Origin of the sequence: Nocardia stercoris, from assembly GCF_003696265.1 — a bacterium.
In the GTDB taxonomy this organism is placed as follows: Bacteria; Actinomycetota; Actinomycetes; order Mycobacteriales; family Mycobacteriaceae; genus Nocardia; species Nocardia stercoris.
The window spans coordinates 89,045-100,987 of record NZ_RFFH01000021.1 but is presented as its reverse complement, the minus strand read 5'-3'; the positions used below and the strand labels follow the sequence as shown (position 1 = coordinate 100,987).

Here is an 11,943-nt window from a genome sequence, read left to right as displayed (position 1 = left end):
CCAAAGAGTGGCAAGGAAAAACGCTGGTCATCTTCGATCCGGATTTGAGTAGACGGGTGTTCTTGGTCTACAACCGAAGTGAACCCTAGTGTGGGGGTCAGGGGTTCGAGTCCCCTTAGCTCCACCCATAGATGCAGGTCAGGGCCGGATTATTCCGGTCCTGACCTGTTTCTATTCCGCCCAACCCCGCGTTTACCCCACGGTTTCGATTCAATTTCATCGTCCGTCGTGTCGGGGTGTGGCGAACCTCCTCCGTGACGGCTCCATGTGTCAGGATCGCCGCCCGCTGGGCTTCTCCGGTAATCAGGGAGTTCTCGAATTGGGTCGGCGTGGGACGGAAGTCGTTCCGTGCCGATCTATTGCGGGCTGTGCGGGTGAGGGGTGGTGCAGCGTAGCGGCTTCGATTCCATCCCGACAACGGCATGAACGGAGACAACGGCGGTGATGACCAGACGGGCCTTCGACATGCCCGGCACTCTCCCGGTGCCGGTCCATGTTTCCTATGACCCGAGACAGGTGTTTCCGATGTCCTGAGACACGTGATTGCAATGTCCTGAAACCACACACCCGGCGGCCGGGGGCGACCAGCGGCTTTCGTCGGGAACGCTGACGGTCGAAGCGGGATTCGGTGATCCGGGCCAGCGAAATCCTGGTGGCGGATACTTGCCCGACCTGCGCAGGTGATACACCGACGCAGGCAACAAGTTTCCACTGAGCTGGTGGTAGGTGGCATCGATGTGCCGTGCTGCCACTCGGCTCATGTTGTCGGGTGGGACGGTGCTCGTCTCTGGATTGGCAGGTTCGTGGGCGAGAGATTCAGTGTTTGCATTCTGTACCTAGGTACAGGCTTACCGTGGATTCATGACGATCTCACCAGCTCAGGGCGATTGGGTGCTGGACACGTGCACGCTCCCGACTGCGGAACAACCGATCAGGATCGCGGAGTTCGACCGGTTCTTCGCTGAATTCGTACACGGCACCGATCGGCCTTCCGCGACAAAGCTGAACCTGCACATCGCCGCCGACGCCGAGCCCGCCGGCCGGGATCTCGCTGCGCGGGAATCGAACTGCTGCTCGTTCTTCAGCTTCACCTTCGACACCACCGCGACCGGCCTGGTGATGCAGGTCGGAGTTCCCGCCGCCTACGTCGAGGTCCTCGATGCGTTCGCCGCCCGCGTCACGGCCGTGAGCGGGACCCGCTCATGACAGGTGCCCTGCGTACCAGCGAGCTCGCTGCGGTCGTCGGGGTGAACACGCAGACCCTGCGCTACTACGAACGCCGGGGGTTGCTGGCCGAGCCGGACCGCACACTGGGCGGACATCGCCTGTACCCGGAGGAGGCTGTCACGACGCTGCGGGTGATCAAGGCCGCCCAGCGCCTGGGGTTCACTCTCGACGAGGTCGGCGAGCTGCTCGCGACCACACGGTTCGGTGCCCGGCGCCGCGCCGATGCCGGACTGCAGGCCCGCGCCGCGGCGAAGTTGGCCGAGGTCGACGCCAAGCTGGCCGAGCTCACCGCGGTACGCGACACGCTGCGCGCCGCGCTGGCGGCAGGCTGCGACGACCTACTCGCCTGCAGCGAAATCCCTTCCTGTCCAGTCCCTTTCGAAGTAAGCGCCAGCGTTGCGAGGGTCGGGGGCTGCGCCTGTGAATGCTGATTCGAATGCAGGGTCGCGGCGTTGGTGGGCGCCGATCGGTGCCGGCGCGCTGCTATGTGTTGGGTGTTGTGTGGCGCCTGTTCTGGTCGCGGCGGGGATCCTCGGTGGCGGGACTGCGCTGGTGAGCGTGGGGTGGCTCGAGCCGATCGGGTTCGCGCTCATCGGGATCGGTGTGGTCGGGCTGGTCTGGTCGCGCAGCGAGGCGCGGCGTCGTGGGTGTGCCACGGCGGGCACAGGCGGAGCTGTCGAATCGTCGTGCGTGAGCTCGGGGTGCGGATGTTCTTCGGCTGGCGCGACTTCCTGAGACACACATTTAGGCTCTGTTCATGACCGTGGCGCGCTCGATCGTCTTGTTCGTCCTGGCCGCTGTTGCCGAGATCGGTGGTGCCTGGCTGGTCTGGCGGGGGGTGCGCGAGCATCGCGGCTGGGGCTGGATCGGCGCCGGTGTTGTCGCGTTGGGCGTCTACGGATTTGTCGCGACGTTGCAGCCCGACGCGAACTTCGGGCGCATCCTGGCTGCCTACGGTGGTGTGTTCGTCGCCGGATCGCTGTTGTGGGGCATGGCCGTGGACGGGTTCCGGCCTGACCGGTGGGACGTCACCGGCGCGTTGATCTGCCTGGTCGGTGTCGCGGTGATCATGTACGGGCCGCGCGCGCCATGATCGGGTGGCCAGCGCGTTCTTGTGTCCCTTGGATGGGGATCGTGAGGTCGGCGGGTGAGCGGTCGGGCCACAGCCGCGGAAGATGGGATGGCGCAGGACTCCGCCCGGCCGGCCGTGAGCCCAGACCGGCGGGCTGAGACTGCGGTTGAAGTGAGGTCTGGCGCCACCGATAGGCAGTGCCCCGGTCAGTGCGGCCAGGGCCACGGCTCCGGGTCGGGTCGCCGGCACAGGTGGCCACCAGCGCGTACCGCTCGCGTATCGGACTGTGATGCTGCGGATTTCGGGGATTTCTGCGGCGGCGCGGGAGCGGGTCTGGGGGGAGCGTCGGGGTTCTGCAGTCGCATCAGCGGGGGCAGAAGGCTCGGGATTTTCATCCTGCCGTTCGTGCCACCGCGAGCGGAACGAACAGTGCGAGCGCGACGACTTGAGTGCCGATCACAAAGGCCGTGACAGCGGCGAGCGAGTGCCCGTACAGGGCGCCTATGACGGTGGATCCGGCGAGCCACGCCAGACCGTATGTGGCAGTGAAGATCCCGTAACCGGTGCCCCGGCGGTGTGCGGGAACGATGTCGGCGACCGCGGCGCGCAGAGTGGATTCGTGGATGCCCAGGACGCCGCCCCACACGACTGCCCCGGCCCACACCAGGATCGGGGCCGTGGCGAACGACAGCATCGGTACGACCGCCGACAGCGGCAGCGCGATGATCAATCCCCGCAACCCGATCCGGTCGTACAACCATCCCGAACCGAGCGCGGCCACCGCGGCGGTACCCATGGCCGCGGCGTAGGTGACCGGGATCAGTTCTGCCGCGATGACGTGGCGTACCTGCAGGTGGTAGGCGAGGACGCCGAAGGTTGCGAAGCCGGTCATCGAGGTCGCGGTGAATGCGACGTAGAGCCAGAACCTGATCGGCAGCCGCGTCGGCGCGGTGGACGTTTCGCGGAGGGCGCGGTGGCCGGGATCGTAGGCAGCCGGGGTAGGTGCCGCGCGCCGCAGACGGATCAGGGTGAGCAGGGCCATGATGCCGGGGACGGCAAGAACCGCGAATCCGAGCCGGTAACCGCCGCTGATTGCGATCGTCGCTGCGACGAGCAGTGGTCCGAGCAGGGCACCGGACTGGTCGAGGGCCTCGTGAACGGCGAAGGTCTTGCCGCGTCCGGTGGCGGTGGACGCTTGGGCGAGCATCGTGTCGCGGGCCGGGCTGCGGACGGCCTTGCCGAAACGCTCGCTGATCACCAACGCCGCCGCCGGCCACAAGCTGGTGGTCACAGCAAGCAGCGGCACCGACACGATGGTGATGGCGTATCCGGCGATGGACAGCGCCCAGTGCCGGCCGGTGCGGTCCGACAACGGGCCGGTGACCATTCGGAACATCAGCGCGACGGCTTCACCGGCGCCGGTGAGGAATCCGACCAGAGCAGCCGAGGCGCCGAACGTCGCGAGGTACGGCCCTGTGATCGAGCGGGCGCCCTCGTACACGAAGTCCGCCAGCATGCTGACCAGCCCGAACCGGACGACGAAACTCCACGGGGACAGCCTGTTCGGCGATATCGGTGCGTGAGGTGCCGATATCGGTTCGGGGTCGGTCATCGTCGCCTCCGGGTTGTCACCGGATCGTGGGCATGGAGATCGTGTCCTCGGTTATAGGTGACGCCACACCTTGATCGCGGAGAGCAGTAGCAGTACGCCAGTGCGTGGCCGAGCACGGCGCTGGGGACGGCAAGCCGCCCGATGCAGACCGCATCGCTCACCCACGCAACGTTACTTGCGGTCCAGCGGTCCGTTTCTCTTCGACCTGACCGTAGGGCCGGACCCGACTGCTCCGGAGATGGTGGTCAGATCGAGTCCTGTTGGCAGGCCGGGCACAAGCCGTGCAGGGTGAGCCCGGCGGTATCGGGCAGAGCGAAACGACTACCGGTGCGCGCCTCGGCCAATGCCACAGTGAGATGGGCCGCGGGAACCTCGTCGATCGCGCCGCAGCGGGTACACACCGCGTGGTGGTGCGGGATGTCCGTGAGCCCGTAGCTGGTCACCCGTTCGTCGATGACCAAGGCGTGCAATACATTCGCATCGACCAAGGTCGAGACGGTGCGGTACACGGTCGTGAGGTCGACCCCGTGGCCGGCTGAGGCGAGGCGCTGCTGAATCTGGGCGACGGTCAGATGCCCGAGGTCGCGGGAGCCGTCCAGGACCGACAACACGGCCAATCGCGGTGTGGTGCAGCGCAGTCCGTGGTCGCGCAGCAGGCGGCGTGACTTGTGCTCACCGGCCGAGTCCGGGGCGTGGGAATGTTGCGAAGCGCCCGCCATGGCCCCAGTCTGCCGCCTCGCTCCGCACTCGCCAACCGACCCGGCTTCTTGCCAACCAGTTGCAACAACGGCGAAACCGATTTACCTTCAATGAATTCGGTTCCCGCGGAGGGGGTAGATCGTGACAGCGAAAACTCTGGGACTCTTCCGCACGGTGACCGATCGCCTTGCTTTGACCCGCCAGGAGTGGTGGCGCCTGGCCGCCATGGCCGGCGTCGTCATCGGATTGCACATCCTGGGCTGGGTCACTCTGGTCGCGTTCGTCGCTCCGCAGCATTTCGGCCTCGGTGATCGCACCCTGGGCGTCGGTGTCGGGTTGACCGCCTACACGCTGGGCATGCGGCACGCCTTCGATGCCGACCACATCGCAGCGATCGACAACACCACCCGCAAACTCATGCACGACGGGCAACGACCACTGTCGACCGGATTCTTCTTCTCCCTCGGCCACTCCAGTGTCGTGTTCGGTCTCGCGCTGCTGCTGTCGATCGGAGTGAAGGCCGTCGCCGGGCCGGTCGAGGACGACTCCTCGGCACTGCACCGCTACACCGGACTGATCGGAACGACGGTATCGGGGACGTTCCTGTACATCATCGCGATCGTCAATATCTTTGTGCTGGTAGGTATCCTGCGCGTGTTCCGGCGCATGCGCGGCGGACAGTTCGACGAGGCCGAGCTGGAAAACCAACTCGCACAACGCGGTCTGGTGAACCAGCTGCTGGGTCCGGTGATGAAGCTGGTGACCCGGCCGTGGCAGATGTACCCGATCGGGTTGCTGTTCGGCCTCGGGTTCGACACCGCCACCGAAGTCGCGCTGCTGGTCCTGGCCGGTACCAGCGCCGCGGCGGGCCTGCCCTGGTACGCGATCTTGTGTCTGCCGGTACTGTTCGCCGCCGGGATGAGCCTGCTCGACACCATCGACGGCACCTTCATGAACTTCGCTTACGGGTGGGCCTTCGCGAAACCGGTGCGCAAGGTCTACTACAACATCACCATCACCGCGCTCTCGATCGCGGTCGCCCTCGTGATCGGCACGATCGAACTGCTCGGCCTGCTCGCCGACCGATTCGGGTGGACCGGGAGCTTCTTCGACTGGATCGGCGCCCTGGACCTCAACCTGATCGGTTACCTCATCGTCGGCTTGTTCGTCGCGACCTGGGCTGTCGCCGTCCTCGCCTGGCGCTATGGGCGCATCGAGGAGAAATGGACTGCCGGACTCCAGGCTCGAACCGATCAGCTCGACTGACCAGCGGCCGCGCCCACCGTGGCCGCGCGGGTCGGCTCAGTGGTGGGTGTGCGAATGATCGTCGAGCAGATCGCTCTGATGCACATGGCGATGAGAATGTACGGTCCCGTCGGCGTGGGTATGGGTGTGTTCGTGCTCGATATGGTCGTGCTCGTGCGTGCTGTGGGCGTGGGTATGGGTATGCGTGCCGTGACTGTGCGGGTGGGTGTGGGGCTCGACATGGGGGTGTTCGTCGGTCATCTCCCAGGTCCTTTCGGCATCGAGTGGCTTTGCGGCGAAGCATGCATACCAGCACGACGTGGTGATATCCGGGATGCCACGACGATCGGCGACGAATCGACGACATGGAAGCGGCCTTGGAATCGAAGGCAACGAGGCCGAATTGCGTACCGCGCGAACGAGGCTGGCTGGACGGCGGTGCGCGGAGGATGATCGGGGCCGCCGAGGTGCGGCGCAGCTGCCGGGCTCGTCGGCGCAGTGTCCGTAGTCTGTCGGTGTGCCGCAACGCATCTTGTCGGGCACCGAAGCCGGACGACTACGACTACCTCTCGCCACAACCTGAGGAATTCCCATGAACGAGATGCCCGGGACAGGGGCACAGGCGATGGGGATGGCCCTGCTGCCGTGGTGGGTGCGGGCACTGTGGGTCTGCGTGCTGATGATCGCAGCGCTGGTCCATGGCAGGCATGTGCGGGCATGTATCGGGTTCGACCGTTGGTGGCACGGATCGCATGTCGTGATGGCGGCCGGTATGGCCGTGATGTATGCGGCGGATCCGATGCACCAGAACGTCTTGGACCACGTGTTGGTGGTCTTGTTCAGCATGGAGACTCTCGGGCTCCTGATCGCGACCCTCTTCGTCGGAAGCCGAAGCCGCACAGCCGGTGTGCGCTTTTCCGCAACCACGCTCGAGGCCGCCGCGATGGTGTACATGGCCGGCCTGATGCTGTCGCGGTCGGCTGTGTCACCGGTCGTCACCTGGCTGGTCGCCGGTGTGCTCGCTGCCTGGACCGTCTGGTTGCTCGGGGCAGTACGCAGGCGGCCGTGGTCTCGATTGTTCGACGTGCCCGGACGGCACGGCGCCGATGTGCGGTTCGCTCTGGGGGTGACGACGGCCTCGATGGTCTACATGCTTGTAGCGATGGTCGCGTGACCGATGTCGGCGGTGCGCGGAAATGCCCGGGAACTTCGGGTGCGGAGCGGCCGACTGTATCCGTGAACCGGCATGCATCGAGTCCGATCGATGCCGAGCGAACGAGGAGAGTGATGGCTGCCGAGCAGGTTTTCGCTGTCGCAGGGATGTCCTGCGACCACTGCGCTGGGGCGGTGACTCGGGCACTGACCGCGGTCGACGGGGTCGTAACGGTCGACGTGGATGTCGCCGCCGGCGCGGTGACGGTCTCGATGTCGGCTCCGGTACCCGTCGAACGGATTCGCGAAGCGATCGAGCGCGCGGGATACGAGCTGGTCGAGGCGTGATCCGGCACACCCCGGGCGGCGCCGGCGGTCTACGCCGGGCGTCGTACTGTGGGGCCGGCGCCTCCGGTTCGAGGTGGTGGGCACCCCGCGTGCCGGTGGGTGTTTCCTGTCGTTGAAACGACCGAGAGCAAGGACGGTGAGTTCGGCGTGGTGTTCCTGCGGTCGCCCGGTCCTCGGTGGGTGTACCTCGCGGCCGGTTTCGGGGCACTTGCGCTCCTCGCCGTGGTGGTTTCCGCAGACGGCGGATTGCCGTATCGGGTCGCCGGCCTGGACTCACCCGGCACCGCTGCCACCCTGACCTACGTGATGTTGCGGGCAATCGCCGCCGTAGCTGGGGCGCTCGCCCTGGGCGCGACGGTGTACACGGTCTGCTGCACGGCCGTCACTCGCGGCGGCCGGGTCGAGGTCGACGGTTATTCCGGTCTGCGGGCTGCGCAACTGGCCGGCGGTGTGTGGGCGGTGGCAGCCTTGGCGCTCGTTCCGGTGAGTGCGGCCGACGCCGCGGGGATGCCGGTGGCCCGCGCATTGAGCTCGGGGGCCGTCCTGCCGCTCATCGAGGCCGGTGAGCGGCCCAAGGCTTGGCTCGTCACGGCTGTGCTGGCGGGTGTCTTCGCGGTCGCGGTGAGATTCGTACTGTCCTGGCTCGGCGCGGTGACGCTGGCCGGGATCGCGGTGATCGCCGTTCTGCCGGCGGAACTGGTCGGGAACGCCGGGGAAGGCCCAGGGCACGACTACGCGACCGGTGCGATGATCGGCTTCCAGGCCGCCGTGGCGATCGTGCCAGGGCTGCTCGGATCGGTGGCCGCCCAGCTGCGCCGCGGGCGCGGGGGACCGGATGAGGCAGCCCTGGTCGCGATGCGGCGGGGGACGACGATCGCCGGTCTCTGCCTGGTGACGGCCGTCGTGGCCGGGGCGATCTTGGCCGTGGTCCTGTTGCCGCCGACGGCGGTCGCGCGCACGACCTACGGTCGCCTGGCGCTCGTCCTTCTCGCGATCGGTGTCGGCGTCGCGGTCCTGGTGTGGCGTGCTGTGGTGGCACTGCGTGGCCGGGCGTACGGGCGGATCGAGCCACTGTTGCGCGGTGCGGCCGCAACGGCGGCGTTCGGTTCGGTGGTTCTGGTCGCGATGGCGGTGCTCCCGGCCCCCGCGTTCGCCGATCAGAGCTTCACGGCGCAGCAGGTATCCCTCGGCTTCGACCTGCCCGGCCCGATCAGTGTGTCTCGCGTGATCACGTTCTGGCGCTTCGACATCGTGCTGGGCACGGCGGCGCTGGCCGGTCTCGTGCTGTACCTGTTCGGGGTGTCCAGGCTGCGTCGGCGGGGCGACGATTGGCCGTGGCATCGCACGGTGGCCTGGGCGAGCGGCTGTGCCGTATTGCTGATCACCACCTCTTCCGGTGTCGGCGCGTACGGGTACGCACTGTTCAGTGTGCACATGGTCACCCACATGCTGCTCACGATGGGTGTGCCGGTGCTGCTGGTGCTCGGCGCACCCATGACGCTGCTGCTGCGCGCGGTGCCGCCCGCCGGCCGGGACCGGATCCACGGTCCGCGCGAATGGGTTCTCGCGCTGCTGCATTCGCGGCCCGCCGCGTTCCTCGCGCACCCGGTGACGGCGCTGACCGCCTTCGTCCTGTCCCTCTACGGCCTGTACTTCACCCCGCTGTACGAGACCCTTATCCGATTCCATTGGGGCCACCTGCTGATGAACGTCCACTTCCTGGTGGTCGGTTACCTCTACTACTGGGGCATCATCGGCATCGACCCGGGTCCACGGCGGCTGCCGCATCTGGGCCGGCTGGGAATCATGTTCGCCGTCATGCCGTTTCACGCGTTCTTCGGCATCGCGGTGATGTCGATGGACACCGTGATCGGCGACCGCTTCTATGCGCAGCTGGACCTGCCGTGGCACGTCGATCGGCTGTCGGATCAGCACATGGGTGGTGGCATCGCCTGGGTGTCCGGCGAATTCCCGATCCTGCTGGTGGTCGGCGCGCTGCTGGCGCAGTGGATCGGACAGGAGCGCCGCACTGCGGTCCGCACCGACCGCAAGGCCGACGACTTCGGCGATACCGACCTCGACGCCTACAACGAGATGCTGCGGCAGCTGGCGCAGTCCCGGCGCTGATCAGCGCCGGGACAGCACCCGCCGCAGCCGCAGGCTGTTGGACACCACGAAGAACGACGAGAACGCCATGGCCGCACCGGCGATGAGCGGATTCAGCCAGCCCAGCGCGGCCACCGGGATCGCGATCACGTTGTAGCCGAACGCCCACACCAGGTTGCCCCGGATGGTGCGCAGTGTGGCGTGGGCCAGTTCGACGCTGTCGGCGACCGCGCCGAGATCGTCGCGGACCAGGATGATGTCGGCGGCGGCAATGGCGACATCGGTGCCGGCGCCGATCGCCATGCCGAGGTCGGCGGTGGCCAGCGCGGCGGCATCGTTGATCCCGTCGCCGACCATGGCGACCCGATGGCCGTCGGCCTGGAGTGCGGCGATCCGCGCGACCTTGTCCTCAGGTAGCAGGTCGGCAGCGACCTCGCTGATGCCGACCTGGTCGGCGACCGCGCGCGCCACCTGGGCGTTGTCGCCGGTCAGCAGCACCGTGCGCAGGCCCAGCCGGTGCAGGCGGGTGATGGCGGGTGCCGCGCTGTCCTTGACGGAGTCGGCCACCGCCAGCATGGCGGCCACCGTGCCGTCGATCGCTACGAGGACGGCGGTCCGCCCGGCGGTCTGTTGGGCATGGACCTGAGCCAGGATCGGCTCGGTGGCGATCACGCCGTGCGTTTCGAGCAGGCGGGGGCGGCCGATCAGCACCTTGTGGTCGTCGACCAGCCCGCAGGCCCCCAATCCGGGTAGTGCCTCGAAGGATTCGACCGTGGGCAGCGCACCGACCGCGGCGCGGGCGTGAGCCGTGACGGCCGCGGCGACCGCGTGTTCCGAGGCGGACTCGACAGCGCCGGCCAGCCTCAAAACCTCTGTCTCGGTGAAGGATTCATTCACCACCACCGCCGCCGCCACCGTCATGGTCGCGGTCGTCAGGGTGCCGGTCTTGTCCAACACCACGGTGTCGATGTCGCGGGTGGCCTCGAGCGCCTGGTGGCCCTTGACGAAAATACCCAGCTGCGCGCCACGGCCGGACGCGACCAGCAGCGCGGTCGGGATGGCCAGACCCAGCGCGCACGGGCACGCGATGACCAGGACGGCGAGCGCGGCGGCACCGGCACGATCTGCGTCGCCGGTGGCGAACAGCCAGGTCACAGCGGTCGCGACGGCGAGCGCCAGCACGACGGGCACGAAGACCGCTGATACCCGGTCGGCGAGCCGCTGCATGCGCGCCTTGCCCTCCTGCGCCTGTTCGACCAGCCGGATCATGCCCGCCAGCGTGGTGTCCGCGCCTACCGCGTCCGCACGCACGATCAACCGTCCGGTCAGCGCGGTGGTCCCGCCGACCACGCGCGAACCGGATGCCGCCTCCACCGGGAGCGACTCTCCGGTGATCGCGCTGCTGTCGATGCTGGACGCACCCGACAGTACTTCGCCATCGGCGGCAACCGTCTCGCCGGGCCTGACCAGGAACCGCTGGCCGACCGCGAGTTCCTCGGCCGGGATCCGGATCTCACGATCGTCGCGGGTCAGCACCGTGACCTCGCGGGCTGCCAGCGCGGCCAGAGCGCGCAAGGCGTCACCGGCGGTTCGCTTGGCACGGGCCTCGAAGTAGCGACCGGCGAGCACGAAGCACGTCACTCCGGCGGCGACCTCCAGGTAGATCGCGTCGCTGTGCCAGATGGCATCCCAGACCCCGTGCGGCGGGGTCGTGCGAGCGGGCCGCAGGAACAAGGTGTGCAGCGACCATAGGGTCGCGCTGGTGATGCCGATCGACACCAGCGTGTCCATGCTCGAGGTGCGGTGCCGGGCATTGATCAGGGCCCGGCGGTGCAACGGCGCTGCCGACCACAGCACGACCGGCAGGGCCAGCGCGACCAGGATCAGCTGCCAGCCCGGCACCCGCGCCGCCGGAACGGTCGCGAACAGCACCGACAGGTCGGCGAGGGGGAAGTAGGCCAGCAGCGCGACGGTGAGCCGGCGCCGTAGGTCGGCGATTTCGTCCCGCTCGGGACCGGCCGACGCCAGCGCACGGGCGTGGTCGGTGACGGCGGTGGCGCCGTAACCGACCGCGACGACCTCCGCGCACAGCAGGTCGGCCGAGGTCGAATCGTCCGCGTCGACGGTCGCCACACCGGTCGCGAAGTTCACCGTCGCGGTGACACCGGGAACCTTGTTGAGCCGCCGTTCGACCCGGGTCGCGCACGCGGCGCAGCTCATGCCGGTGACGGCGAGAGCGATCCGGCTGGTGCCGGGCACGGTGACATCGGTGGTCATGGCGGTTCCATCCGTCGGCAGACATTGATCCGGGGTGATCGGGCAGGCGATGCCACGCGACACCGTACCCGTCCGTACGGGTCGGCTCCCGCGCGCGCCCGGTTCCCCGGATCTGCTGCGAAGTAGGTCACAGCCCCCAGGATGAACTGGTGTGATAGCGGACACACATCGGAACGATAGGATCGATGTGGCGCGTGGGGCTGTC

11 protein-coding genes are annotated in these 11,943 nt (G+C 67.8%); 7 read left to right on the top strand and 4 right to left on the bottom strand.

The genetic code is table 11. The features are described from left to right. Window positions 1–861: 861 nt before the first annotated feature. The 3 genes from EBN03_RS30215 to EBN03_RS30205 all read left to right on the top strand — a co-directional run bounded on the left by EBN03_RS30215 (window position 862) and on the right by EBN03_RS30205 (window position 2,320). Window positions 862–1,206: a hypothetical protein gene (locus EBN03_RS30215; RefSeq protein ID WP_122191567.1), complete on the top strand. Its 345-nt coding sequence runs from the start codon at window positions 862–864 to the stop codon at window positions 1,204–1,206. Further along, complete coding sequence (locus EBN03_RS30210; RefSeq protein ID WP_122191566.1) at window positions 1,203–1,658, top strand: MerR family transcriptional regulator; 456 nt, start codon at window positions 1,203–1,205, stop codon at window positions 1,656–1,658. The genes EBN03_RS30215 and EBN03_RS30210 overlap by 4 nt, the downstream gene beginning before the upstream one ends. Window positions 1,659–1,984: 326 nt before the next feature. After that, a complete protein-coding gene (locus EBN03_RS30205) occupies window positions 1,985–2,320 on the top strand; it encodes a YnfA family protein (RefSeq protein ID WP_122191565.1) in 336 nt (111 codons plus the stop codon). 370 nt (window positions 2,321–2,690) lie between these two features. Here the strand turns inward: EBN03_RS30205 and EBN03_RS30200 are convergent, their stop codons facing one another. Together EBN03_RS30200 and EBN03_RS30195 are read right to left on the bottom strand one after the other, a co-directional pair. Then, window positions 2,691–3,911 carry an MFS transporter gene (locus tag EBN03_RS30200; protein ID WP_199743033.1) on the bottom strand — a complete coding sequence of 407 codons (1,221 nt, stop codon included), beginning with the start codon at window positions 3,909–3,911 and terminating at the stop codon, window positions 2,691–2,693. Window positions 3,912–4,156: 245 nt separating this feature from the next. After that, window positions 4,157–4,630, bottom strand: a complete 474-nt coding sequence (locus tag EBN03_RS30195) for a Fur family transcriptional regulator (RefSeq protein ID WP_122191564.1) — start codon at window positions 4,628–4,630, stop codon at window positions 4,157–4,159. A gap of 121 nt (window positions 4,631–4,751) precedes the next feature. Between EBN03_RS30195 and nicT the strand changes: the two genes are divergently transcribed. Beyond that, entirely contained in the window at window positions 4,752–5,876 is a 1,125-nt protein-coding gene (gene nicT, locus EBN03_RS30190; protein ID WP_407671272.1) for a Nickel transporter NicT, read from the top strand. 36 nt (window positions 5,877–5,912) lie between these two features. On the opposite strand, the gene EBN03_RS35720 is transcribed toward nicT, so the two are convergent. After that, on the bottom strand, window positions 5,913–6,116 hold the full coding sequence (locus tag EBN03_RS35720; protein ID WP_122191563.1) for a zinc transporter Slc39a7: 204 nt from the start codon (window positions 6,114–6,116) through the stop codon (window positions 5,913–5,915). 331 nt (window positions 6,117–6,447) lie between these two features. Here EBN03_RS35720 and EBN03_RS30180 point away from each other — a divergent pair, with 331 nt between their 5' ends. From EBN03_RS30180 to EBN03_RS30170, 3 genes are all read left to right on the top strand, one after another. Then, window positions 6,448–7,029 carry a DUF5134 domain-containing protein gene (locus tag EBN03_RS30180; protein ID WP_122191562.1) on the top strand — a complete coding sequence of 194 codons (582 nt, stop codon included), beginning with the start codon at window positions 6,448–6,450 and terminating at the stop codon, window positions 7,027–7,029. 113 nt (window positions 7,030–7,142) lie between these two features. Continuing rightward, entirely contained in the window at window positions 7,143–7,355 is a 213-nt protein-coding gene (locus EBN03_RS30175; protein WP_122191561.1) for a heavy-metal-associated domain-containing protein, read from the top strand. A 99-nt stretch (window positions 7,356–7,454) separates the two neighbouring features. Then, window positions 7,455–9,482, top strand: coding sequence for a cytochrome c oxidase assembly protein (locus EBN03_RS30170; protein WP_122191560.1), 2,028 nt, complete (start codon window positions 7,455–7,457; stop codon window positions 9,480–9,482). Here EBN03_RS30170 and EBN03_RS30165 read toward each other — a convergent pair whose 3' ends face one another. Continuing rightward, window positions 9,483–11,738 (bottom strand): heavy metal translocating P-type ATPase, encoded by a 2,256-nt coding sequence (locus tag EBN03_RS30165; protein ID WP_122191559.1) that lies wholly within the window; start codon window positions 11,736–11,738, stop codon window positions 9,483–9,485. Window positions 11,739–11,943 lie beyond the last annotated feature (205 nt).